At 48.7% G+C, this 23,750-nt stretch carries 24 protein-coding genes; 7 read left to right on the forward strand and 17 right to left on the reverse strand.

Annotated features, from left to right (window positions below):
• The first annotated feature begins 6 nt into the window (after positions 1–6).
• Positions 7–1,065: a permease gene (locus tag V8F51_RS00785; RefSeq protein ID WP_337098129.1), complete on the forward strand. Its 1,059-nt coding sequence runs from the start codon at positions 7–9 to the stop codon at positions 1,063–1,065.
• Complete coding sequence (locus V8F51_RS00790; RefSeq protein ID WP_337098130.1) at positions 1,062–1,949, forward strand: TIGR03943 family putative permease subunit; 888 nt, start codon at positions 1,062–1,064, stop codon at positions 1,947–1,949. Before V8F51_RS00785 ends, V8F51_RS00790 begins: the two co-directional genes overlap by 4 nt.
• Here the strand turns inward: V8F51_RS00790 and V8F51_RS00795 are convergent.
• The 6 genes from V8F51_RS00795 to V8F51_RS00820 all read right to left on the reverse strand — a co-directional run bounded on the left by V8F51_RS00795 (position 1,946) and on the right by V8F51_RS00820 (position 7,023).
• On the reverse strand, positions 1,946–2,671 hold the full coding sequence (locus V8F51_RS00795) for an ABC transporter permease (protein WP_337098131.1): 726 nt from the start codon (positions 2,669–2,671) through the stop codon (positions 1,946–1,948). The genes V8F51_RS00790 and V8F51_RS00795 overlap by 4 nt on opposite strands.
• Positions 2,671–3,387: an ABC transporter permease gene (locus tag V8F51_RS00800; protein WP_337098132.1), complete on the reverse strand. Its 717-nt coding sequence runs from the start codon at positions 3,385–3,387 to the stop codon at positions 2,671–2,673. Before V8F51_RS00800 ends, V8F51_RS00795 begins: the two co-directional genes overlap by 1 nt.
• Entirely contained in the window at positions 3,384–4,289 is a 906-nt protein-coding gene (locus tag V8F51_RS00805; RefSeq protein ID WP_337098133.1) for an ABC transporter ATP-binding protein, read from the reverse strand. The genes V8F51_RS00800 and V8F51_RS00805 overlap by 4 nt, the downstream gene beginning before the upstream one ends.
• A gap of 110 nt (positions 4,290–4,399) precedes the next feature.
• On the reverse strand, positions 4,400–5,758 hold the full coding sequence (locus V8F51_RS00810) for a HAMP domain-containing sensor histidine kinase (protein ID WP_337098134.1): 1,359 nt from the start codon (positions 5,756–5,758) through the stop codon (positions 4,400–4,402).
• 59 nt (positions 5,759–5,817) lie between these two features.
• Complete coding sequence (locus tag V8F51_RS00815; protein ID WP_337098135.1) at positions 5,818–6,489, reverse strand: response regulator transcription factor; 672 nt, start codon at positions 6,487–6,489, stop codon at positions 5,818–5,820.
• A 129-nt stretch (positions 6,490–6,618) separates the two neighbouring features.
• On the reverse strand, positions 6,619–7,023 hold the full coding sequence (locus V8F51_RS00820) for an O-methyltransferase (protein WP_337098136.1): 405 nt from the start codon (positions 7,021–7,023) through the stop codon (positions 6,619–6,621).
• A gap of 449 nt (positions 7,024–7,472) precedes the next feature.
• Here V8F51_RS00820 and V8F51_RS00825 point away from each other — a divergent pair, with 449 nt between their 5' ends.
• Positions 7,473–8,738 (forward strand): methyl-accepting chemotaxis protein, encoded by a 1,266-nt coding sequence (locus tag V8F51_RS00825; protein WP_337098137.1) that lies wholly within the window; start codon positions 7,473–7,475, stop codon positions 8,736–8,738.
• Positions 8,739–8,819: 81 nt separating this feature from the next.
• Here V8F51_RS00825 and V8F51_RS00830 read toward each other — a convergent pair whose 3' ends face one another.
• A complete protein-coding gene (locus V8F51_RS00830; protein WP_337098430.1) occupies positions 8,820–9,635 on the reverse strand; it encodes a hypothetical protein in 816 nt (271 codons plus the stop codon).
• Between the two features lie 348 nt (positions 9,636–9,983).
• Here V8F51_RS00830 and V8F51_RS00835 point away from each other — a divergent pair, with 348 nt between their 5' ends.
• Positions 9,984–10,640 carry a polysaccharide deacetylase family protein gene (locus V8F51_RS00835; protein WP_337098138.1) on the forward strand — a complete coding sequence of 219 codons (657 nt, stop codon included), beginning with the start codon at positions 9,984–9,986 and terminating at the stop codon, positions 10,638–10,640.
• A gap of 45 nt (positions 10,641–10,685) precedes the next feature.
• Here the strand turns inward: V8F51_RS00835 and V8F51_RS00840 are convergent, their stop codons facing one another.
• The 8 genes from V8F51_RS00840 to yicI all read right to left on the reverse strand — a co-directional run bounded on the left by V8F51_RS00840 (position 10,686) and on the right by yicI (position 19,099).
• Positions 10,686–11,327, reverse strand: coding sequence for a 3D domain-containing protein (locus V8F51_RS00840; protein ID WP_337098139.1), 642 nt, complete (start codon positions 11,325–11,327; stop codon positions 10,686–10,688).
• A gap of 144 nt (positions 11,328–11,471) precedes the next feature.
• Positions 11,472–12,266, reverse strand: a complete 795-nt coding sequence (locus tag V8F51_RS00845; RefSeq protein ID WP_337098140.1) for a CAP domain-containing protein — start codon at positions 12,264–12,266, stop codon at positions 11,472–11,474.
• 310 nt (positions 12,267–12,576) lie between these two features.
• Positions 12,577–13,527, reverse strand: coding sequence for a DUF4097 family beta strand repeat-containing protein (locus V8F51_RS00850; RefSeq protein WP_337098141.1), 951 nt, complete (start codon positions 13,525–13,527; stop codon positions 12,577–12,579).
• Entirely contained in the window at positions 13,524–14,081 is a 558-nt protein-coding gene (locus V8F51_RS00855; RefSeq protein ID WP_337098142.1) for an HAAS signaling domain-containing protein, read from the reverse strand. Before V8F51_RS00855 ends, V8F51_RS00850 begins: the two co-directional genes overlap by 4 nt.
• A complete protein-coding gene (locus V8F51_RS00860; protein WP_337098143.1) occupies positions 14,078–14,398 on the reverse strand; it encodes a PadR family transcriptional regulator in 321 nt (106 codons plus the stop codon). Before V8F51_RS00860 ends, V8F51_RS00855 begins: the two co-directional genes overlap by 4 nt.
• A gap of 213 nt (positions 14,399–14,611) precedes the next feature.
• Positions 14,612–15,631 (reverse strand): Gfo/Idh/MocA family protein, encoded by a 1,020-nt coding sequence (locus V8F51_RS00865; protein WP_337098144.1) that lies wholly within the window; start codon positions 15,629–15,631, stop codon positions 14,612–14,614.
• A 141-nt stretch (positions 15,632–15,772) separates the two neighbouring features.
• Positions 15,773–16,549: a sugar phosphate isomerase/epimerase family protein gene (locus V8F51_RS00870; RefSeq protein ID WP_337098145.1), complete on the reverse strand. Its 777-nt coding sequence runs from the start codon at positions 16,547–16,549 to the stop codon at positions 15,773–15,775.
• Between the two features lie 225 nt (positions 16,550–16,774).
• Positions 16,775–19,099: an alpha-xylosidase gene (gene yicI / locus V8F51_RS00875; protein ID WP_337098146.1), complete on the reverse strand. Its 2,325-nt coding sequence runs from the start codon at positions 19,097–19,099 to the stop codon at positions 16,775–16,777.
• 168 nt (positions 19,100–19,267) lie between these two features.
• Between yicI and V8F51_RS00880 the strand changes: the two genes are divergently transcribed.
• From V8F51_RS00880 to V8F51_RS00890, 3 genes are all read left to right on the forward strand, one after another.
• Complete coding sequence (locus V8F51_RS00880) at positions 19,268–20,170, forward strand: AraC family transcriptional regulator (protein ID WP_337098147.1); 903 nt, start codon at positions 19,268–19,270, stop codon at positions 20,168–20,170.
• A gap of 148 nt (positions 20,171–20,318) precedes the next feature.
• Complete coding sequence (locus tag V8F51_RS00885; protein ID WP_337098148.1) at positions 20,319–20,546, forward strand: 3-dehydroquinate dehydratase; 228 nt, start codon at positions 20,319–20,321, stop codon at positions 20,544–20,546.
• A 150-nt stretch (positions 20,547–20,696) separates the two neighbouring features.
• Complete coding sequence (locus tag V8F51_RS00890) at positions 20,697–21,599, forward strand: ArsR/SmtB family transcription factor (protein WP_337098149.1); 903 nt, start codon at positions 20,697–20,699, stop codon at positions 21,597–21,599.
• A gap of 9 nt (positions 21,600–21,608) precedes the next feature.
• Here the strand turns inward: V8F51_RS00890 and V8F51_RS00895 are convergent, their stop codons facing one another.
• A complete protein-coding gene (locus tag V8F51_RS00895; protein ID WP_337098150.1) occupies positions 21,609–22,232 on the reverse strand; it encodes a hypothetical protein in 624 nt (207 codons plus the stop codon).
• A 98-nt stretch (positions 22,233–22,330) separates the two neighbouring features.
• Positions 22,331–23,599, reverse strand: coding sequence for an MFS transporter (locus V8F51_RS00900; protein WP_337098151.1), 1,269 nt, complete (start codon positions 23,597–23,599; stop codon positions 22,331–22,333).
• Positions 23,600–23,750 lie beyond the last annotated feature (151 nt).

A 23,750-nucleotide genomic window follows, 5' to 3' on the forward strand; every position in this document is an offset into this window, starting at 1 on the left:
CACCGCATGCTTAAATGGATATTCCGTTTCGGAACGCCGCTTCTCGGTGTTGGCAGCCTGATTATGCTAACCCTGATCGTCACGAATCGCGAGCTGCCGACGGCCATCTTCACTGAAGCTAACTTCCAGTCGTTCAAAATATTGTTCATTAGCATCATATTGGAAGCTTTTCCGTTCATCCTGCTCGGCGTACTCTTCTCGGCGCTGCTGCAAGTATTCGTAACGGACGAGCTCATTCAGAAATGGACGCCAAAAAATCCGGTTGCAGGCGTGCTGTTCGGCGCATTGCTCGGCCTTCTGTTCCCATTATGCGAATGCGGTATGATTCCCGTCGTCAGGCGCCTAATACGCAAAGGGATGCCCGCGTATATCGGTATCGTATACTTGCTCGCCGGACCTATTGTGAACCCTATCGTATACACATCTACATACACCGCGTTCCGTACGACGCCGGAGATGGCTTTCGCCCGGATGGGACTAGCTTTCGCGGTATCTTTCATCATCGGGTTGCTGCTCTACAAGTTCATGAAGAGAAGTCCCCTAAAGGCAATGACCAGACAGCAACATGAGCATTCGAACACCGATGACCATGAACATCAACACGGACATGATCACCGCCACCACCGAAGCCACGAGCATGGAGTTAGCGGCAAAGGCTTCCGCTCCAGGATTTCATCCACGATGGCTCACGCGTCAGACGAGTTTTTTGAGATGGGCAAATATTTAATATTCGGCGCGCTCCTTACCGGAATCATTCAAACGGCTGTCGATCGCAGTACGCTTGCCGTATTCGCGGAGCAGCCTGTATTTTCATACGTATTCATGATGGGGTTCGCTTTCATCTTATCGATATGCTCCACATCCGACGCTTTCATCGCTTCTTCCTTCAGCGGCATTTTTGATTTTGGTCCGCTGCTTGCCTTTCTCGTATTCGGTCCAATGATCGATTTGAAAAATACGCTTATGCTGCTGTCGACGTTCCGTATCAGAATCGTACTCGCTCTTATCGCATTAACAGCCTCGCTTACTTTCATCGGAGCATGGTTAACGGAGGTATTCATATGATCCACCATTTACTGCGCGCAACTATACTGACCGGCTTTGCCTTTTTTATCGTCTATTTGTTCCAGACGGATGAGATGACGCTATATATCGCCCCCCGCATGGAGCTGTACGTGAAGCTGTCGGCCATCGGCTTATATGCCGCAGCCATCTATCAAATATATGCTGCCCTTCAGAAGCGCATGGGCAAGCAGGAAGCCGACTGCGACTGCGAGCATGACCACGAGCCTTCGCCTTCCATTGCCAAGAATACGCTCATTTACGGCTTATTTCTCCTGCCGCTCGCGCTCGGTTTTCTTGCACCGACCGGAACGCTTGGCAGCGCCCTTGCAGCTAAGAAAGGCGTCAGCTTATCGGGAAGCCCTTCGTTTGAACGGAGTGACCTGATAACTGCGCCTGTACCTGAGGTTGACCTTGCACCAGTATCGGAAGAAAAAAAGCTCGATGCGCTTTTCCCTTACGACGAATATACGATCGACCATGCGAATTATGGGAAGATCCTCTATTCCCAGCCTGCGATAGAAGTGCCCGAGAAGCAGTTTATCGAGACGCTGACGACGCTTGATTTGTACCGGGAAGCCTTCTTAGGCAAGGAAGTCGTCCTTTCGGGCTTCGTTTACCGAGAAGATGAAATGGGCAAGGATCGATTCGCGGTCAGCCGCTTCGCCATGAATTGCTGCTCGGCCGACGCCTTGCCTTACGGGCTTATGATCGAATGGCCCAAAGGGAACGAATATGCCGCAGACGAATGGGTATCCGTCAAAGGAACGCTTAAGACGACCAGCTACATGGACAATGAGATCATTACGCTTGAAGCTACGAAGATCGAGCGAATCGAAGCGCCGGCAACTCCATATGTCTATCCGGATCTGGAGTTTGCTTACTAGACGGCTTTTCGCTGGAAATAGGTCCAGCCTGCCAGGCCGAATACGCAGAAACCGCCTAATATTACGATAAACAACGTCTCCATCGACATGTTAAAGGCGCCGAACCCGTAATCGTCGCGCGGCAGCATGGCCAGCATCGGCTGCGCCCACGGATAATAAGGTCCGTATTGCGATGAATTGACGATGAGAATGTTCGGCAGCGTCAATACGACATTAACCGCTAGCGGTGCAGCAAAGCTCTGGAACGCTATCGATACGAATAGCTGCAGCGCCGCGAGCGGCAGGCATGCGATCCAGCCGCCAAGTATCGATCCGAGTAGAATAGACCATGGAATGTCGCCGCTGAACCCCTTCATGAAGCCGAGCAGCAGGATGAATAAGAGCAACAGAAGCTGTGTTACGCCAACAAGCAGCATGACCATTCCCAGCTTGACGGCGTACACCCCCGTTCTCGATACCGGGAGCGACAGCATCTGCTTCCATCCACCGCCGACATGCTCATACCTGCACACGAGTGCGGCGAATATACCTACGAGCAGCGGCAGGAACAGCATGGCATGCAGCGCTGAAGCTATCGACAACACCTCTACCCATGGAAATTGTACTCCCTTCTCCAATTCCGCAATACCGATGACTGCCACGAACAGCGGACTGACAGCTGCAAGCAGCCATACAACCGATCGTCTAAGCTTCATCCATTCCGACCGAATCATGCCAATCATCACTTCACATCCTTTCTAACGAACTGATACATTCCGAGGAGCAAGACGATGAGCCCTAGCGTCAAGCCCGCTCCTACCGAATACAGCGGCACATCCCAAACATTAATAAGATACGGCCATTTCCATGGCATCCAGTCGGGAAACTGGGAAGCGAACATACCCGCAATCATACCGATTATTCCGATGGTTAACGGCAATGCCTGGTTATGTATAATGACCGATAACCCTACTTGGAGAGCAACGAAAGGCATGATCGCAAGGTACGGGTAATATACGGTCGTCATCAGATCGACAATCGGCATTCCCTCTGCGCCAAAACCGAGCAAGATGCCCAGCGCAAAGGTGAACGGAACAATTAGTGTGCTAGAGCACAACAGCAATATTGCCGTTACCGCGAATTTACCGAAGAAAATCCTCGCTTTGCCTACTGGAAGCGCCATTGTCTGCTTCCATGCATTCATCTGGTGATCAATGCCAGCCGTCATGGAGGCAAGAATCGTTAGTCCAATGAACAACGTAGGCAGCATGAGCATAGATACATTATGAATTAATCCGCCCCATAGATCGTCGGCATATATTTGGGTCAAATAATCGTAGCGAAGTCCGAAGTTGACCGCTTGCAGCGCAATTACACCGAACGGCCCTAATAAGACAAGCAGCCAGACGAGCTTCCTCTTCAGCTTGAGTAATTCGACAGACATAATGCGCAGCATCATAAGCTCCCCTCCACTCCTGTCATATCGAGGAAAATGCTCTCCAGCGATACTTTCTCTTCTTCCACGCGGAATACTTGGTGACGCCCGCCAACGAGTCTTGCTACGATTGCGGCTATGGCCGCATTATCCGTCTCCGCGACCGTAAGCTTGCCCTCGTCAAGCGAAGCACTAATCCCGCTTGCGCTTAGCAGCCCCCATGCGGCTTCCGGATCATTTACACCAAGGCGGATATGTCCTTGCGCGCGCTCGCGCAGCTTCTCAATCCGATCCTCGTAGATTAAGCTGCCCTTTGCAATAATGCCTACTCTTGTCGCCATCTGCTCAATTTCAGACAACAAGTGACTGGAAATTAGAATCGTAACGCCATGCGACTTCGGCAAGCTCTTAATCAACTCGCGAATTTCCAAGATGCCTGCTGGATCAAGACCGTTCGTCGGCTCATCGAGCACTAGCAGCTCAGGACTTCCTAGCAACGCCGTCGCAATACCAAGCCGCTGCTTCATTCCCAACGAGTACCCTTTGACAGGGCGCTTCGCATCCTTAGTCAGTCGGACGATCGACAACACCTCGTCAATCCGCGACTTAGGCGCATTTAGAAGTCGTCTAACCGCCTCCAAGTTCTCAATCGCATTCAGATGCCCGTAATAAGACGGATACTCAACGAGCGATCCGACTTTGCGCAGAATTTCCAGACGATCCTTGCTTATGTCTTTGCCGAAAATGCGGACCTGGCCTCTAGTCGGCTTCGCCAGTCCAAGCAACATGCGGATCGTCGTTGTTTTCCCTGCACCGTTCGGGCCGAGAAAACCGTATATGTCACCGCGTTCAATTCTCAGATTAACGTCCTTCACGACAGGCTTTCCGCCTAATTTTTTCGTAAGCCCACGTGTTTCCAATATCATTTCTTTATTCGTTATCATTGCTTATCACCTCTGTAATCATCTTAAAGGCGTTAGGTTAAGACAACAGGAGCGGCAAGGTTAAGTTTCGTTTAAAAAAACAAGAAAAACCGTCAAGGAGAGTCCTCCTGACGGTTCGATACAGAACCAGCAATATGAATTATCGTTCCCTCGCTGCTGCTTGCGATCTCAGTGTACAGTCCCATCTCCTCCAGCATCAAGGAAGCGATCGCGAGACCGATGCCGGCGCCTCTCTCCTCAGACGTCCCATCCATCCCAGGACCATGATCCGATATTGTCAAACATCCGCCTTGCTCCTCGCTTATTCGAAGCGCAACATAACACCCCGACTGCGCATGACGCAGCACGTTCTGAAAGTAGTTATCCAGCACTCGCTCCATCCATTCGGGATCGATATGCCAATACACAGGAACATCCGGCAGGTTAATATCGATATCGAAGCCTTGCTGCTCGAACGCGGGATACCAGCCTGCAATCGACGCTCTCGCCATCCGGACAATATCAATCCGCTCCGGCCGGTACGGATATTTGCCCGATTCCAGCAGTGTGAAAGAAAGCAGATTCTCGATCAATTGGCTTACATATTCGATCTTCCGATCAATTAATTGCAGCGATCGCCTTCCTCCCTCGGACAGTGTCTCCTGCTTCAGGCCGAATGCATGCGCTCTTATCGCAGTAAGCGGCGTCCTTAGATCATGAGAAAGCCTTGCGATCAGCTCGCGCCTAAGTCCCTCCTCATTCGCCTCACGCTCTCTGCTTGCCTCGAGCTTGCTCACCATTTCATTAAAGGCTACTTCCAAATGGCCGATTTCATCCGGTTTGTTCGTGGCGACAGGAGCCGGGATGCCGTTGTTCGCAGGAAGCGCCATCGCCGCTTGCAGTCGAACGAGTCTCTTGCGAATGCCGTTGAAAAAAAGTACTGAAATAAATAAAAAAACCGCCAGTATGATCGATATAACGATAAGGTACATCGGTAATATCGATTTGGAAGCACTGCCCGCGCCAGATTGCATGAGCACCCTAGGCACTTTGAATACCATAAATCCTTCCAAGCGTGTATCCCCGATAAAAGCAACGATCGTGAAATCATCTCCGCCTACGCTATCTTTCATGAATTGTACGGTGTACGAAGAGCTCCACTGCACAGGCAATTGTAATTGCTCGTTCGCTGGTAGCTGGAGCTTCGTGCGCCCGCTGCCATCCACCCAAAATAATGTCGCTTTCGGATACTCCGCTTTCTTAAGATTAAGTACTGCATCAACACTCTCAGGTGATTGTCCACTCAGTCGTGCCGCTTCGTCATGCCACATCGATTCCAATTGGCTTCCGTCACGGTACAGCTTCGATTCCTTCGTATCCGCTATCTTGCCTCCGCCTTGCAGGAAAACGATTATCGATACGATGGGCAGCGATATGGGAAGCAGCATCACCGCGCACAAAACAATTATCATGTAACGCGAAAGCAGCGAACGCTTCAAACCCACAATCCGCGAAGCGTTTCTTTGCCTATTCATCGCTTCACCCGATAGCCGATCCCGCGAATCGTCTCTATAATAAGCGGATTGCTTGGATCAAGCTCGATTTTCTCACGAAGATACCGGATGTGAACCATAATCGTCTTGTCGCCATCGATATATGGATCTCCCCATACTGCCTCATAAATTTGTTCCTTCGTAACAATTCGGTTCAAGTTATCGAGAAAATAAAATAAAATTTGGAGCTGCTTCGGAGTCAGCGGGATTTCATCCCCGGTTCGTCCATCGTACACGGCCTGCAGTTCCGGCTTAATAACCAAATGACCGATCGCCAGCTCAAGCTCGATCGGTTGACCGTATCTGCGCAGCAGTACATCCAATCTTGCCGCAAGCTCATCGGGATGGAACGGCTTCGTCAAATAATCATCCGCGAAGCGAAGACCTTGCAGCTTATCATCTACCGCCGTTCGTGCGGATAACATAAGAATCGGTACCTGCGGAGCTTCCTTCTTCAGCCGTTGCCCAATCGTGAAGCCGTCAAGGCCGGGCAGCATGACGTCCAGGACAACAATATCTGCATCTCCAACACGACTCACGGCAGTGTCGCCTGTAATCAGCCAATCTACCGAATAGCCGCGCCGTTCCAAATCCTCCTTGACCCAAGCTCCGATTTCCTTGTCGTCTTCTATATAAAGCACCTGTTTCATTAACGGATTTAACCTCGATTCCGAGCATGATTGTATTTATCATAGTCCAAGGCTTCCCCGAAAGTGAAGTTAAATTTCGTTTAAAAAATAAGGGGCCGCCTGCATGTGAGCAGACAGCCGAATTCGTCATTATTGCCATTCTCGCAGATCATGCTGCTTAGGAACGAAGCGGGTATTCCAATTGGCCATATTATAGTTGGATTCGTAGAGGATACTTGCAGACCAGGAACCGGCGCTAGGCCGAACAGAAAAGTCATACATGATCTCGCCATGCGTCCAATCTCTGCGAAACTTAAGCGCCTCAATCGCCATCTTACGAAACTCTTGCACCTGTAATAACGTGAGTCCTTGCCCTTGGCTTTCGAACTTTCCGTTCCTGCTCTCGATTGGGTGATGCCTGAGACCGAACTTGCCAACTGCATTATTACGAATATGAATCATTACCGTTCCTGCTGCGGCGTTCGTGAGCTCCCCCTCTAGCTTACGAAATACAAAATCGATTTGACGGGCGAGTGGCATAGAATCCAATTCCATACAAACATTCCTCCTTATTAATTATTGTAAAATTTTATATGTATAGTTCTCAAGGCATATTATATATGCGAGTTGTCCCTATTACAAGATATAATTTGATAAAATATTACTATTTATGATCCGATTCGACTATTGATGACTGATCCAAAGATAAAAATTCCTTTCATATCCGAAACAAAAAGTATATTTTCCCATTAAAGACATTTTAAATGTAGTTCAAATATCCTGACTTCGATCATAAGTAATTATTGATTACTCTTGTCTAATTCTCTTTAAATGGTATCATTTTCTAATTTTTCATTCACCGAAAAATAGTTTAGTATTTTCCGAACAACATTTTGCGCTTATTACAATGGGTAAAAAGGATTCATTTTGCAATCGACAATTATAGACCTTATTCGATAGCGGTGCTATAATATGGATAATCTATTAAAAGGAGCGCTTACATTATGAGTCAATGGTACTATTCGTTATCCGTACGAAATAAACTTTTGATTACGGTTTACTTCAATTTATTGATCTTTGCTATTGCAATGCTGCTTATATTGCAATTTTCCGGCGGATCGTTAATTGGAGGTATCATCGCTACCATTGTTGTAGCCATAGTCGCGTTCCCTCTCATTTCATTTATCGAGAAGGCGATCAACCATTCCTTCGATGAGATGTCCAACACCGCATTCCGAATTTCCAAAGGCGATTTTACGCAAAAAATCGATATGACCTCTTCCGTTGCATTGGGCGAGCTTGGACATGCTTTTAACAGCATGATCGACAAGCTGAAGGACATATTGACCGAGACATCCAATATTACCCGTCATGTATCCGAAACAAGCCGAAGCATCTTCGATAAGAACAGCAACATTAAGATCGCGATGGAGCAAGTCGCTGCCTCTGCCAACGAGCTTGCAACAGGGGCAAATGAAATATCCGAGGATGTCGCGGATATGAGCGATTCCATTCACGAAATCGAATTGCGCGTTACATCATACGCGAGCGCTACAAAAGAAATGAACAATCGGTCCGAACACACGCTCCAGCTTGTAGAGAAAGGCCGCCAAGCGCTTGAAGTACAGTCCGAAGGGATGCGCCGCAATGTTGAGGCTACGGCTAAAGTGTCGATGACAATCGAAGAGCTTGCCCGCAAAGCTCAAGGTATATCGGCTATTACGAAGACGATCTCCGATCTGGCTGAGCAGACTAACCTGCTGTCGCTTAACGCTTCCATCGAAGCAGCTAGAGCGGGAGAGCATGGCAGAGGTTTCGCTATTGTCGCACAGGAAGTGCGCAAGTTAGCAGAAGAATCAACGTCATCTACGAAGCAAGTATTCACCCTCGTGAAGAGCATTGATGAAGGCATTAAACATACGATCAGCAATATGAAGGTTAACGAAGAGGTTGTACATATGCAGACGGAGCGTATTCGCGAATCGGAGCTTGTATTTGCGGATATCGTTCAAAGCGTTCAATACATTACTGAGCAAATCTACGCATTCGCGCAAGAAAGCGATTCGATGCTTGAGAGCGCTCGCAAAATCGCCGGAGCCATTCAGAACATTTCGGCAATCACCCAGCAATCAGCTGCCGGAACTGAACAAGTATCCGCTTCGATGAACGAGCAAATTACTTCGGTACAAACCGTCGTTACAGAAACAGAGCGTATGTTAACGATGGCTACCCAGCTTCAACGGACGATTCAAGTATTCAAAGTAAAATAAAAACAGGCATTGTTTAGGAAAAGCCCCTCAAGAGACCGGTATATACAGTGCCGGGATCTCAGAGGGGCTTTTTCTTCAATTCTATGATTGCGCTTGATTCTCCATACGATACGCTTCGCGCCGACTCTCTCGCTCGCTTTCCTTCAAACGCGGGCATGTAAAGCAATAATAGCCGCTGTCGACCAGGTAATACAAACAGCATGAGGACTTCATACGCACTTGCTTGTTCGGATCCTGAAGCGATTCTGTCATGTGAAACTTAACGGCTAACGGATTTTTGTTTCTTCCGAACAACGCCGGATCAAGCTCCTTGACCAGCTTATAATTGGTCTCAGCCTTTTGCTTAACAGAATCGCATTGGACGGACGCCATCAATCGATCATAGCCGTAGGCAAGGGAGGTAGGCAATTGCCCCCATAACATCGCGCTCTTAAGCGTCCCAGACCGTTCAATCGACTCGTAAATCGGTCTCACCGTATGAGCGAAGTAATCGCCAAGTTTCTTCGCTTTCCAAGACTCGAGCTCTCCCTCATCATCTGGTGCGTTGACCCAATCTGTATGATTAAGCTTCAATGCGCAGTTAACATATTTGCGATCCTGATAAGTTGCTTCATGTACTTGGAACACAATATTTTCAAGCGATAGATCGAGCGTTTTGTTCCACGCCGACAGCATATACAGCATACCAAGCATCGGACCTCTGAACCAGCCTGCCATATAAACCTCGGCTACCGAAATATCGGTGCCTTTCACTAAAGGCATATATGTATGAAGAACTTGCTTCATTATATTCTCATTCAACAAATCAGTTGCCGCGCAACTAAATATGATGCTCTCTTTGTCGTGAACAGCCAAGTTAAACTCATCATCCAATAAAGCAACTATCGCCTCATCCATTTTCAAATCCACCACTCTCCTATAAGAAGCGCCAATTGACGACTGCACTATGAATGCACTTGATAATCGTTTTCATTATATCGTCTCTTCCTCGGATTGACAATGCGCATGAAAAGATGACGGTCGGGAACACTAGCCGCATTGCCTGTTCCACAATAATCGATCGGAGATTGAAGCTGAATGCGCACACAACGACTCTCTATGGCAATGAAATCGGCCGTACTACTCCTTATTTGCCTAATGCTGCATGCCGGAATTGAAGCTTCATCGTCTAGAACATCTCTTGTGCATGCTTCCCTTAAACCGAAACAGGCTGCGAAACAACAGCGTAAAGACGATATGTCATGGATGAAGCTCCAAAAACAATTTCCCGGCAGTTACGTACTTAACGGACCTCGCAATATGAGGAAGGTTGCTCTTACATTTGATGATGCGCCTGATCCGAGATTTACGCCGGCCATTCTTGATATTTTGGCCCAATATGACGTATGCGCAACGTTTTTCATTGTTGGCAACCGTGCGCAGAAGCATCCGCAGCTTGTTCAGCGCATTCAACGTGAAGGCCACACGATTGGCAATCATTCTTATGATCACGCTGTTATGTCTAAACTATCGCTTAGCGGCTATCGTAAGCAAATATGGAGCACTGACGCAATCCTCAAGAACATCATAGGTTATTCCCCCCGTTATGTACGCCCTCCGTACGGGGAGCTGTTGCCTCAGCAAGTGAGATGGAGCAAGCAAGCGGGTTATACGATCGTTAATTGGGATGTCGATTCCGTTGATTGGAAGAACAGTCCAAGCTCAGCCGTGCTTCGCAACATCAAGAAGACGCTGCAGCCAGGCTCCATTATTCTCCAGCATGCAGGCGGCGGTGATGGGCAAGACCTCTCGGGAACGGTCAAAGCATTGCCGCAGCTCATCCTCCTATTGCGGAACAAAGGCTACGAACTGGTCACCTTGCCAGAACTGCTCGGCAAGTCGGCCGATCGGCCTATACAATGAAAGAAGGCAGACCCCATGACGCATGAAGGGTCTGCCTTAATTTCATTATTCCAAAATATAAATTTTCACTTGCTGAATGCCGAATTTCATCGCTTTGCTCTGACTGTCAGGCACAAAAATATCGATTCGATTGCCTTTGATCGAGCCGCCGATATCGGTTGCCGTTGCGATCATTCCGCCTTGCGGCAATCCATTGTAATCATAGCCGGTTACGTAGAGTTTCGTTCCTAGCGGAATCATCTTCGGGTCTACAGCAATCGTACCTACCTTCAGGCTGTTGCCGAAGTAATCGAGCCCAGCCCAGCCGCCGTTCTCGGAAGCAGCCGCCGTATAGGCTGTCGCTTTCACTAGAAGCGACTTGGAATAAGCATACGATTTGCCGCTTAACGCCGTTATCTTAGAAGCTGTTGTATCGGACGCCTCATTCGCGGCCAAAGTTGTAACCTTGTTCGCTGCAGTGTTGCCCGTGGCTGGAATAGTCAGCCTAAGGCCTTTATATATATTGTCCGGTTTCACGTTGGGATTAGCTTTCATGATCGAATCAATGGAAACGTCGTATTTCTGCGATAGCTTCCAGAAGGTCGTGCTCTCACCTGCGATATGAGTCCTAGAGGCAGCGTTAACAGAGCTCGATGCAAATAGTACCGATAATCCAACGACTGCTGCGGCGATCATAGTTTTGTTCAAGTCGATATCCTCCTTACGCAAATCGATGCGCTAAGTATTGTTGTCGTTCTCGTTAGTATGTGCTTTCATTTCCTTGGAAAAAGGAAACGACAGGGGCGAATGCGCCCCTGTCGTCAATATCGGGCATTCCAACTGCTTCATTTCTTAGCCGATGAACATTTGAACCCATTCGCCGTTCACGTAACCAACGCCGATTTTGGTAAAGCTTCCGTTCAAGATGTTGGCACGGTGGCCTGAGCTATTCATCCATGCTGTCATAACCTCTTGCGGAGTACGTTGACCCGATGCGATATTCTCGCCCGCATAAGAATAAGTGACTCCGAATTGGCGCATCATATCGAATGGCGAACCGTAAGTCGGCGAAGTATGGCTAAAGTAGTTGTTCACGTCCATATCGCGAGCTTTCTCCGTAGCTACCTTCGTCAGCAACGTATCAACCTTAAGCGCGGAAAGGCCTGCTTTAGCGCGCTCTTGGTTCACTAGATCAACGACTTGCGATTGGAAAGCGCTAAGACCAGTGCTAGGCGCTGTCGTAGGTGCTGGTGTCGTTGTCGGCTTTGTTGTTGGCTTCGCAGTAGGAGCTGGCGTCGCAACAGGCTTTGTTGTTGGCTTCGTTGTAGGAGCTGGCGTTACCACCGGCTTCGTTGTTGGAGCAGGAGTTGGGTTAGTCACATTACCCGTTCCTGTATTGCCGCCTGTCGAAGGCAATGTAATGGTGCATCCGTTAAACAGGATCTTACCCAAATCGATGTTGCTAAGGTCAATTCCGTATTTATTCGCGATTTGGTTAATCGCGTCTTGATTCAGCGCGAAAGTTTGAACATTGGAGTTCGTCTTCACTACAGGTGCGGCACCTGCCGTTTGAGCCGAAACACCCGCACCGATCATCGTTGCTGCGATAATGCTGGCGACACCTACACGTATTGGTTGCATCTTCATGAAATTTTCCTCCTAAAAAAATTATTATTTATACAAAACGTCTTGCGACTGTCATTCCAATGAGTCAGTGCTTGTTTTGTATGCGTTCGGTCATCCCCGACGCCACTTATCTTAACATGGGGTTTTTGGTGTTTCATGACACAAAAACTGCCAATTCGGACAAAATAACGGTCAAATCCGCACTGTCACTGCTTTATGAGAATATGCTAATATGCGATTTCAGCCCTTTTTCATACGAAAAAAGCCTTTAGGAACAACAAAAAAGCATACATACGGACCTAACCGCTTGTATGCTTTCAACTGCCTATACTTAATCGATTCCAAGCTTGATATTGCCCGTTTCCGACTCCGCTTCGATCTTGATTGCGCCGCTTCCAAGCTTACCGCTATAAGCATGCTCGGTATCCATTGAAGCTTCTATGCCCTTCCAATCGATGTCCCGATTGCCATGCTTATGCTTCACGACAATCTCCGCCGATTCCGGCTGTCTCTCGACTTCTAGACGGATATTGCCATGGTCTGTTTTTAATGAGACGTTATCATTCAATTCGTCCGAGTTAAAGCGAATGTTGCTGCTCTTCGTGCTACCTTGGACAGCGCCAACCCCATCCTCGATCGTAATATTGCCATGATCGGAATGAACCTTTAATTGACCGACGCTGTAAGTTTCGAGCTTAATATTGCCGCTGCTGCTCTGCAGCTCCACATTGTCGCCGATTACGTTCTCCAGATCCATATTGCCGTGACTTGCCGTCAGCTTCACATTGCCGGCTTGCAGCTCATCTGTATCGATATTTCCGCTTCCCAACGTAATAACAGCTTCCTTGACCGTTAAATGCTCGATATCGATATTGCTATGCTTCGAATCCAATTCAATGCTATCCCATAGCCGATCAGGCAGCTCGATAACGAGGTCAACGTCAACATAATTGAAGCCTACAAAAAATACATCCTTATAGTCTGCATGAATCTTGGCAGTATCGCCTTCTGCTTCCGCTGTCAGTTCGAACCGGTCCACATATTTTTTGCTTGCCCGCCCATCGATACTGACTTTGATATCGTTTGTTGCGCTCCGCTTTAACTCGATATTCAGACTGTCTGAATCCACTTTAATGTTCTGGATATCTTTCGAATCAATCGATTTCTCCATAAGAACCGCTTCCGTTCCGAACGTCTTCAGATCCTGCACTTTAAAGGTCATAAAGACGCCGATAATACCAGCGATCAGCATAATGACGGCAAACGTCGCCAGTTTCTTCATTTCGTATTCCCCCTAACGACACGCGTGTTGAACTTCAAATATTTCAATGTCATTATATAGAAAAGACTCGTTAGTTTCTTTAGCCCGATCCCAAGCAAGATGGATAAAGAGATGCATATTAACGCAAGCGATAGTGCCTGCGGTTTCGTGAATGTCCCCACCCAGAAACTGTCTACAATGGTTGCCACACCTGTTGCGGCAATTGCTACTGCTACTGCCCACAGGGACAGCAATACGGCTACTAGCGCCACATAGGGCCCGATGATAAAGATCAAATTGAACAGTCCGAGACTAACGGTTGCGAACACGGCGCGCGACAATCCTCTATAGGTTTTGCTCGTCTCGGCTTGCTCTACGCGATAACCGAGCAGCAGCTCTCCGGCGATATGTCTTGGGTCACCCAGCTCAAGAGCGGCTTCTTCCTCGCTCTGACCGTTCTGCGCAGCCTGCTCGAAGTGCAAATAATAATCGTAGAGCCATTCCTTACGCTGCTCTTCAGACACATTTCTAAGCAGCCTATTCAGCTCGTTCATATAAGACTGTTTTGTCATCATGGCCTCAATCCATCCTCTACTATTTCATTGACTGCTTTCGTGAACGAATTCCATTCTGAGATCAGCATTCGCATATGACTCCATCCTTCGGGCGTCAAATGATAATATTTGCGCGGCGGTCCTTCGGTTGATTCCTTCAAATAAGTAGAGAAGAATCCCTCTTGCGTAAGCCGGTTAAGAAGGGGGTAGACACTGCCCACAGCGAGCTCGAACTTCTCCGAAATCATGACGGCAAGCTCATAGCCGTAGCGATCACCTCTTGTCGTTAGGACAAGAACACATATTTCGAGAACGCCTTTCTTAAACTGAATGTTCATTCCGTGTCCTCCTATTGTTGCGTAATGCACGTACTGAATATAGCTAGGTATTCATTAATGTTGAATAGCTAATCGCAGGCATACGTCGTATTCGATCATCTTCAGTAACTATACAATACCATGTAGTATTCTACAATGCAATATAGTGATTACAAAAAATACCACCATCAAGGGCCGAAGCCGCTTGATGGTGGTATTGCTGTTCAACGGTGATTAGTTAACGCTAACGAACTTGCCTGTTGCTTGCGATTCGAATGCGCACAAAATCACTTTAAGCGACGCGCGTCCGTCTTCGCCAGTTACCGCAGGAGTCGTGTTGTTCACAATGCTCTCGATGAACGCATCGATTACGCCGCTCGATTCTTGCTTGTCGTTCGTCGAGATAGCGCCTACTTTGTGCTTCTCTACCGTACCGTTGCGCAGCTCAACGATAACTTGATCGTCTGGATGCGTTCCGATCTTCATAACGCCGTTCTCGCACCATAGAATCGTGCTGTTGTCTTCGCCTTTGTAGTACGTCCAGCTTGCAACAAGCGTACCCATCGTGCCGCTCTTCATACGAATCAAACAAGCCGCGTTGTCGTCTACATCTGTATCTTTGTGCTGCGTGCCAACGAAAGCTGCGATCTCGGAAACTTCGTCGTTCAGCATCCAACGGATAAGGTCGGACTTATGCACGCCAAGGTCGCCCATTGCGCCCATGATTGCTTCAGGCTTGCGGAAGAACCAGCTGCTCGCGCCGTCGATCGACCAGTTGTCCGGACCTGGGTGTCCGAAGGACGTACGGAACGTAAGCACTTTGCCGAGGATACCGGATTCAAGGATTTGCTTCGCCTTTACATGCGGAGGCATAAAGCGTTGGTTTTGGCCAACCATCAGATGTACGTTGTTTTTCTTAGCCGCTTCGATCATTGCAGCAGCCTCTTCGTCTGTTACAGCCATTGGCTTCTCGACAAGAACGTGAACGCCGGCGTTAGCTGCAGTAATGGACATAGGAGCGTGGAGCGCGTTCGGCGTATTTACGCTTACCGCGTCAGGCTTCACTTCAGCAAGCATTTGCTCATAATCAGCGAAAGCTTTGGCGCCGAATTGATCTGCATAGTGCTGAGCACGTTCGATGATCGAATCAACGAAAGCAACAAGCTCCACGTTCGCATGAGACGCATATTCCGGGATATGACGGTATTTCGAGATGGAACCACAACCAATGACTGCTACACGAACTTTGGACATTTAGTTTCCCCTGCCTATCTTATAAGTTAAGTTAGCGAAATATCGCTTATTTGTTCAAAATATAGGAAAGTATAAGTTTCACTCTTATCCTTACGCCTATATTTCATCGCGAAACGAAAGCTTATGCCGCCAAGGACGGCGTTAGCCGTTTACGCTTAGATAATTGCTTTTCAACCATTCCATGCTTTCGCCAACGGATTCAAGCGGCGGATTCGCGCAAGTATCTTGCTCTACGATCAACCATTCCACGTTAGCTTTCTCAGCTGCATCAATAATCGGCAGAAGCGGCAAATCGCCGCGGCCAAGCTCAACCGTATCGATTTGCTGGCCTTTCTCGCCGCCGCGGTAATCCTTCAGATGAAGAAGCGGCAGACGTCCTGCGTATTTAGCAATATAAGCAAGCGGATCTACGCCGGAATATTGTACCCAGCCGATATCCATCTCTACTTTCAAATATTTCGGATCGATACGCTCGTACAAAGCGTCGAATACGATTTGGCCGTCAATCTCCACTTCGAATTCGAAATCATGGTTATGGTAAGCGAAATCAATGCCTTCTGCTTGGAAACGTTTACCGTATTGCTCAAAATTCACAAGATGAGTACGCCATGCTTCCGTGTCGCGTGCATCAACCGGCAACCAAGGGCAGATTGCATACTTCGCGCCAATTGTTTTCAAATAAGCAATTTCGCCATCAAGATTTCCTTCAAGCAGGTGCAGGCCGATATGCGAGCCGATCGCTTTCAGGTTAAGCTCTTGCAGCAAGTCGCGCAGCGCTTCTGCCTCCATGCCGCCGTAACCTGCGAATTCCACACCCTCGTAACCAAGTGCGGCTACCTTGCGAAGCGTGCCTTCAAAATCTTCAGCTAATACATCGCGCAGCGTATACAGTTGCAAACCAATACTGAGTCGTGTCATGCGAGTAGCACTCCTTTATATAATCATATTGTGTTCATGGATAAGCTCATTGCTTTACGTTTTCCATTATATATAGTACACCATTATAAAAACAGCTAACTTATTAGCATTTTTATATGCGATTTTGGTAAATGCATGTTCAAAAATGAAAGGTCCCCCTAGCAGCAGCCGCTGTAACGGCCATCGCTAGGGGGTTCATACCGCGATTAGACGGCGATTATACGATTATTGGATCGTGATGACGAACGATGCTTCTGCCGCTCCAGCAGCGAAGCGTGCGATTGCGCCGTCGACTTCAGCCGCTGCGCCTTCAACGGAGGCAATTGCGCCGATGCCTTTGAGCGATACCGAGAACGGCTTGCCGCTCGACTTCACCTTGAAGGAAATGGAGCTGCCGCTTCTTACAGCAGAGATCGTAAGCTCGGATACCCCTTTCAGGTCACGTACAATCGTCTCCGCTGTACGGCCATCCTCCAGGTTATGCAATTGAAGCTCAACGCCGTCAGCATAATCGTAGTCCGGACGAAGATCGTTCGCGCCAAGCGCAAGGAACGAGTTCGGACGTACAAACAGCGGCAGGCTGAAGAAGTCGTACGTTTCTTTGAACCATTTGCCGCCTTGAACAATATCTCCGGTCAGGAAATGCGTCCACTTGCCCTCTGGCAAGTAATAGGTCACTTTGCCGGCTTCATTGAAGATCGGCGCAACGAGCAGCGAATCACCCAGCATGTACTGGCGATCAAGCTGTTCGCTTGTTGGATCTTCAGGGAATTCGAGCACCATTGCGCGCATCGATGGAACGCCTTGCTCAGTCGCTTGCACCGCTGTGTTGAACAAATACGGCATGATACGGCTCTTCAGCTTCGTGAAGTGACGAGTAACGTCAACCGCTTCCGTATCATATGCCCAAGGCACCCGGTACGATTTGCTTCCGTGCAGACGGCTATGGCTTGACAGCAAGCCGAATGCCAACCAGCGCTTGAATACATGCGCCGGAGCCGTGCTCTCGAAGCCGCCGATGTCATGACTCCAGAAGCCGAAGCCGGACAAGCCTAACGACAATCCGCCGCGGAGACTTTCCGCCATCGACTCGTAATCCGCGTAGCAGTCGCCGCCCCAGTGAACCGGGAACTTCTGTCCGCCAGCCGTTGCGGAACGCGCGAACAACGCTGCTTCGTTTTTGCCAAGCTTCTCTTCAAGAACGTCGAACACGACTTTATTGTACTGGTACGTGTAGAAGTTGTGCATTTTGATTGGATCAGAACCGTCATGGTACACGACATCAGTCGGGATACGCTCGCCGAAGTCCGTCTTGAAGCTGTCGACGCCCATATCGACTAAATCGCGAAGGTAACCTGCATACCATTCGCAAGCAGCCGGATTCGTGAAGTCGACAAGCGCCATGCCTGGCTGCCATAGATCCCATTGCCATACGTCGCCGTTTGGCTTCTTAACTAGATAGCCGTTTTGCTTGCCTTCTTCGAACAGACGGGAGCGCTGCGCAATGTAAGGATTGATCCAAACGCAAATTTTAAGACCTTTTTCCTTCAGGCGCGCAAGCATGCCGACTGGATCCGGGAATTGACGCTCATCCCATTTGAAATCCGTCCAATGGAACTCGCGCATCCAGAAGCAGTCGAAGTGGAATACGTGAAGCGGAAGATCGCGCTCCGCCATGCCGTCAACGAATGAGTTAACCGTCGCTTCGTCATAGTTCGTCGTGAACGACGTCGTCAGCCATAGGCCGAACGTCCATGCCGGCGGCAGCGCAGGCTTGCCCGTCAGATCGGTGTACTTGCCGAGAACATCCTTCATGCTAGGACCGTCGATGACGAAATACTCAAGCGACTCGCCCGCCACGCTGAATTGAACCTTCTTTACTTTCTCCGAAGCAACCTCGAACGAAACAAGCTCCGGATGGTTGACGAATACGCCATAACCTTTGTTCGTTATATAGAAAGGAATGTTTTTGTACGATTGCTCGGAGCTTGTACCGCCGTCCTTGTTCCATAGATCGACGACTTGGCCGTTGCGAACGAACGGCGTGAAGCGTTCGCCTAGTCCGTATACCCATTCGCCTACGCCAAGGTCAAGCTCTTCGCGCATGAACGCGCCATTGTTTTTCTCCGTAATGTAAGCCATCGACTTTTGCGTGCTGCCCGTAATACGTTCCGAGCCGCGGTAGAAATCGACTGCCCATTCTGGACCTTTGCGAATGCGAACGCTTAGGCTTCCGCTCGTCAATACGGCCTCGTTCTCGTTTTCCTCAATAACCGCATGACTGCCGTCAGACTTCGATAGCTCGAATGCCGGTCCGCGATCTACGACACCCGCGTGGTGAATGAGCTTAACGCCGATGACGCCCGGAAGCGGAGAATGAAACTGAACGGTTAGCAGCATCGTATCAAGCATATTGGAGCGTGTTAAGATCGGACGCGGCGATGCGTATGCGATCAGCTTGCCGTCCTGTTGTTCAAAGTCATGCACTTGGACTGCTCCAAGCACGTCATAGCCTTCTCGAATCAGCCAGTTGCCGTCAGTAAATTTCATGATCGAACCAACCTTTCTTCATTCATCTATTGGTATAGTGTTGCATTCTTGTATAGTTGCATTATACTGATAATATTAAGAACGAACTAACAGAATAATGCTCATCTATAGCACTATTTTGATGAAATACGTGTCATTCATGCAGCCAGAGGCACAAAGGAGACCGGAATGGATCAAACAACACGTCATTCCTTGAAGGAAGACCGACTTCACGGCAACAATATGTTCCCTTTGGCCGCCTATTGGATCGAGCGGGATGAACCAGGCGCTCCGATTCTTGACTGCCATTGGCATGCGGAGGCTGAATTTTTCTTTGTGCTGGAGGGCGAGGTGCTGTTCCAGGTTGATACCGACTATTTTCCAGTCCGCGCGGGCGAAGCGGTGTTCATTGACGGCGGAGACATTCATGCGGGCCATTCACTGAATGACTCAACCTGCAACTATTGTGCGATCGTATTCGACACCCATATGCTTGCGAGCGGCAGCTTCGACGCTGTTCAAGAGAAATATGTGACACCTCTGCTGGAGAAGAAACGTACTTTCCCTAGACATATTACATCGGCGACCGAATGGGAGCGCTCGTTGCTCTCTCATCTGCGTGGCATGATGGAGGCGTACGAAAATGGGCAGAACGGGTTCGAAATCGCGATTAAAGGAAGGCTTTATCTCATGCTTCATGAAATATGCTCCGGGAAGCGCTTCGTTAATCGCAGCGAAACGAGCAATGCCGATTCTACGAAGATTGACCGTTTGAAGACTGTCATCCTGTATATGCAGCATAATTTTCATCGTCCGATTCGAATTGCCGAGCTCGCTGATCAGATCCCAATGAGCGAAGGCCAATTTTGCCGCTTCTTCAAGACGATGACGAGACAGACACCGATTGAATATTTGAATGCCTATCGCATTCGGCAAGCAACGGAGCTGCTGCTGGAGCCTGAACGCAAAATAGCGGCGATAGCGTTCGATGTCGGCTTCGAGCATATTAGCTACTTCGTTAAAGTATTTCGCAAAACGATGAAGTGTACACCTTCGCAATTCCGCAAAGAGCGCACAGGAAGCGATTCTTAACGATTCTCAGCGGATTTAGACATGTTAAGCGGTTCCAAACCGTAGAAGTTACAATATTGTAACCTTATGCTCATTCTTTTTTAAGAATTATTTAATAATTATGCGTTACACTTATGAAAAATTGCAGATCAGGATGGAGGTCCACGCAATGAAAACGATGCTTTTATTCCAAAACAAAACGATCCCCGTATATTTAACCGATACGAATAAACAAGCAATTGAGAAACTGTCAACCGTATTGAACCGCAAGCTCACAACCGGCAAGAACGCCCTTAAGACCTGTATTAAATCCTTAATCAGCGTTGAAATCGTCGGCAGCGAAGCGACTCTTCATTCGTTGTCTGAACGGGATACGCTAACGATTTCCTTATATTAATGAAGCAGAATTAATCTGTAATCTTGAAGGCAGACATTCGGGCGCCAAGCCCGGTGTCTGTCTTTCTTGGCGTTCAATCAACCTCGAAGTTGATTAATTAACTTTGAAGTTATATGATTATGGAAAATAATCGGAATAGAGGATATATCGATGATAATCGAGGTTAACAGCCGAAACCTGGCTTTTCTTGAATGCTTTGCCTCCGAGACGAGGGTGAAAATAATTGAATTGCTTAACGAGCGGCCGATGAATATTAAAGATATAGCGGAAGCGCTTAGTATCTCATCGGCGATCGTAACGAAGCATATTCAGAAGCTGGAGGAAGCCTCTATCGTGAGAACGGAGAGCATACCAAGCACGAGAGGCCGGCAGAAAGTATGCTTCCTCGCGCTGGAGTCGGCAACGCTTCAATTCAAAGCTCGCAAAGAGACTTCTAATCAGAATAGATATGTCGTCAACATACCGATCGGACAATATTCGCAATATGAGGTTAAGCCAACCTGCGGCTTAGCGTCAGACTCCAAAATTATCGGACTCATCGACGATCCTCGCTACTTCTCCGACCCTGAGCATGTGCAGGCAAGTCATCTATGGTTCGCCAGCGGTTTCATTGAATATCGGATACCTAATTATTTGGTCGGCAAGCAGACCGCTAAAAACATGTCCATCTCCATGGAAATCTGTTCGGAGGCTCCGAATTATAATGAACACTGGCCTTCAGACTTGTATTTTTACTTGAACGATATATGTCTTGGCGTATGGACCTGCCCAGGCGACTTCGGAGCAGTAAGAGGTGTTCATACGCCGGAGTGGTGGGATTTGGGGACACAGCATGGCTTGCTCAAACAAATAACCGTCGATGAGAAAGGCAGCTTCATCGACGGCATATGTATGTCTTCTATAACGATTAACGATATCCCGATGGAATTCGGCGAAGACTTCCGATTCCGTATCAGCGCGCCGGAAACAGCCGGCCACAATGGCGGACTCAGCATGTTCGGCAAACATTTCGGCAATTATGCGCAAGATATTAATGTCTACGTAGGCTATTAGCTGTAAAAATTACTTTGCGGCTTCGGTTTGCTGCTGTTGATCGTTTGGACGCTGTCTTCCTCCGCCGCCTCCGAAGCCGCCGGCGCCGGTTCTAAGCGTGATCGATTCCGCTTCCATCGTGTCGTCCTTCAGGTTAATGGACAAGATGTCGTCTGCCTTCAGATCAGCAAGCGCTACCGCCTTCTCGACCATCTCGTTGTTCTCGAATGTTACCGATACGATCTTCGTGGCATCCGTTACTTGAATCGCCATAGTCTCTTCGCTGAACATATTGTCCATATTCATTCGACCGCCATCATCCTGGGGAGCTTCGCCATCTGCAGGCGGCTCAGGCATATCCTCGCCTTCAGGAGGCTGACCAGTGCCGTCTCCTTGACCGCGGCCACCGCCGAAAGTCATATTCGATTTGTACACGGTTATCGTCTGACCTTCGATGGATTTCACTTTGCCCATAAGATCAGCTTGCATGCCCATTCCCATCTGCCCTCCGCCGCCAGCACCGCCTTGCTGCGCTCCGCCTTGTGTCTGAACCTGATCCGGCTGCTCCGCAGCAGCTTCTTCCTTCGCTCCGCAGCCTGTAAGAACGACCGCTAACGCTAGTGCTCCCACTGCCCATTTCCAACTCTTGTTCATCCTACTATTCACTCCTTCTGCCTGTTCCTGTGACGGCATTGTAGCATAGCAATATGAACCAAAGATGAACAAGCTGTAACTCTACTTTACTTATCTTCTTAACGCAGCGGCAGGCTTCCGCTCCGCTCGCGGTTGCCCCATAAGAACAGCATCGTACCGACCCATCCGCAGCATGATGCGGCGATTAGCAAAGACGACATGGATAAGCTGCTCGAAAGCGTTGTACTCAAGAGCGGACCAATCGTCCCTCGGAATCCGAACAGCATGAGATGAATCCCGAATACTTTCGCTTCCTTGCCCGGCGCGAGCTTAAGCACGAAGGAAAGAATGCCAATATCCCATATCGCTTCACCGATGCCTTGAATGAAATTGCCGATAAGGACAGCGGGGTAAGCTTCCCAGACACCATACAGCATCGGCACGACAGCATACGCTCCGATACCGACCATCAGTGTATATTTGATATCGAAGCGGTCGATCATCCAACCTGCTATCCAGAAAGTCAGGAGCAGCGCCGTGAAATATGCGACGCGGGCATAACCGATCTGAATATTAGACATCTCCAGTACATCGACTTGAATGATTTGGTATAGCGGCCCTGCAAGCATATTGCCGAAGCCAGACAACGTTGTCGCACCAAGGAAGACGGCTAGCTTGCGGTTCTCCTTCACGAGCTCCCATTGTTCCCGAAGAGGAAACCTGCTTGCTTTCTTCCCGGATTCAATCTGCTGCTTCAGCTTGTTGCTTTCTCCCGCTCCATTCTTAGGAAGCTTTAGCGTATTGAACACTCCGATCGACAGAAACCCGGCAATCGATGCCGCTATAAGCGGACCCGAAGGACCGAACGCATCCGACCAGCTTCCAACAAGGTAAGCGAGCGGAATCATGATGATGCCCATCACGACTCGGACATACCCCATCAACCTGCCGCGCAGATCGGACGGGTACATTCGAGATAAAAGCGAAGCATAAGCCGGAGCTTGGATGCCCATCAATAACTGGAACACAATGGCGACGATCACATAAACCGAAGGATTAGCGAACAAGGCCGGGAGCAATAACAACAATCTGCCAATGGCATTCGGTATAATAATGAACGGTTTCGGATTGTTCGCCTTCTCGATCCATGTTGCCCACAATGGCGAGAACAGCAGCCCAATCGCAGGCGCTGCGGTCAGCAAACCGACTTGCAAATGACTTGCCCCTTGCTGAATCGCAAAGGCGACGTAAAATTGGTTAATAACAACATTGAATAAACTGAACAAACTCGTCGCCCCAAAATCAATCCGGGCATTGCGCCATACTCTAGCGCTCATTGGCAAGCCTAAGCGAACGATACGACGGTTGCTGTTACCTGAGGGTTCCATGTGGATAATTCCTTCTTCTCTAGTTAGTCGTTTGACAGAGTCGCGAGCATAGAGAGAGGATCCCCTGCGCCGCAACGGATCCTCTCTCTTCTCTAGCACATCATTTGATTAGATATTACTGCACCGTTAGCCAAATGTACAGATGAAGTTA

It is taken from the genome of Paenibacillus sp. YIM B09110, assembly GCF_037167145.1.
Taxonomy (GTDB): Bacteria; Bacillota; Bacilli; order Paenibacillales; family Paenibacillaceae; genus Pristimantibacillus.

Excerpts from the sequence above, each read along its gene's own strand:
- V8F51_RS00800 (WP_337098132.1), bottom strand. The coding sequence starts at position 3,387 with ATGATGCTGCGCATTATGTCTGTCGAATTACTCAAGCTGAAGAGGAAG.
- V8F51_RS00790 (WP_337098130.1), top strand. The coding sequence starts at position 1,062 with ATGATCCACCATTTACTGCGCGCAACTATACTGACCGGCTTTGCCTTT.
- V8F51_RS00785 (WP_337098129.1), top strand. The coding sequence starts at position 7 with ATGCTTAAATGGATATTCCGTTTCGGAACGCCGCTTCTCGGTGTTGGC.
- V8F51_RS00795 (WP_337098131.1), bottom strand. The coding sequence starts at position 2,671 with ATGATTGGCATGATTCGGTCGGAATGGATGAAGCTTAGACGATCGGTT.
- V8F51_RS00880 (WP_337098147.1), top strand. The coding sequence starts at position 19,268 with ATGGATCAAACAACACGTCATTCCTTGAAGGAAGACCGACTTCACGGC.
- V8F51_RS00895 (WP_337098150.1), bottom strand. The coding sequence starts at position 22,232 with ATGAACAAGAGTTGGAAATGGGCAGTGGGAGCACTAGCGTTAGCGGTC.
- V8F51_RS00835 (WP_337098138.1), top strand. The coding sequence starts at position 9,984 with ATGAAGCTCCAAAAACAATTTCCCGGCAGTTACGTACTTAACGGACCT.
- V8F51_RS00815 (WP_337098135.1), bottom strand. The coding sequence starts at position 6,489 with ATGAAACAGGTGCTTTATATAGAAGACGACAAGGAAATCGGAGCTTGG.
- V8F51_RS00825 (WP_337098137.1), top strand. The coding sequence starts at position 7,473 with ATGAGTCAATGGTACTATTCGTTATCCGTACGAAATAAACTTTTGATT.
- V8F51_RS00865 (WP_337098144.1), bottom strand. The coding sequence starts at position 15,631 with ATGTCCAAAGTTCGTGTAGCAGTCATTGGTTGTGGTTCCATCTCGAAA.
- V8F51_RS00900 (WP_337098151.1), bottom strand. The coding sequence starts at position 23,599 with ATGGAACCCTCAGGTAACAGCAACCGTCGTATCGTTCGCTTAGGCTTG.
- V8F51_RS00885 (WP_337098148.1), top strand. The coding sequence starts at position 20,319 with ATGAAAACGATGCTTTTATTCCAAAACAAAACGATCCCCGTATATTTA.
- V8F51_RS00845 (WP_337098140.1), bottom strand. The coding sequence starts at position 12,266 with ATGAAGATGCAACCAATACGTGTAGGTGTCGCCAGCATTATCGCAGCA.
- V8F51_RS00820 (WP_337098136.1), bottom strand. The coding sequence starts at position 7,023 with ATGGAATTGGATTCTATGCCACTCGCCCGTCAAATCGATTTTGTATTT.
- V8F51_RS00810 (WP_337098134.1), bottom strand. The coding sequence starts at position 5,758 with ATGATAATTGTTTTGTGCGCGGTGATGCTGCTTCCCATATCGCTGCCC.
- V8F51_RS00830 (WP_337098430.1), bottom strand. The coding sequence starts at position 9,635 with ATGGATGAGGCGATAGTTGCTTTATTGGATGATGAGTTTAACTTGGCT.
- V8F51_RS00855 (WP_337098142.1), bottom strand. The coding sequence starts at position 14,081 with ATGATGACAAAACAGTCTTATATGAACGAGCTGAATAGGCTGCTTAGA.
- V8F51_RS00805 (WP_337098133.1), bottom strand. The coding sequence starts at position 4,289 with ATGATATTGGAAACACGTGGGCTTACGAAAAAATTAGGCGGAAAGCCT.
- V8F51_RS00870 (WP_337098145.1), bottom strand. The coding sequence starts at position 16,549 with ATGACACGACTCAGTATTGGTTTGCAACTGTATACGCTGCGCGATGTA.
- yicI (WP_337098146.1), bottom strand. The coding sequence starts at position 19,099 with ATGAAATTTACTGACGGCAACTGGCTGATTCGAGAAGGCTATGACGTG.
- V8F51_RS00860 (WP_337098143.1), bottom strand. The coding sequence starts at position 14,398 with ATGAACATTCAGTTTAAGAAAGGCGTTCTCGAAATATGTGTTCTTGTC.
- V8F51_RS00850 (WP_337098141.1), bottom strand. The coding sequence starts at position 13,527 with ATGAAGAAACTGGCGACGTTTGCCGTCATTATGCTGATCGCTGGTATT.
- V8F51_RS00890 (WP_337098149.1), top strand. The coding sequence starts at position 20,697 with ATGATAATCGAGGTTAACAGCCGAAACCTGGCTTTTCTTGAATGCTTT.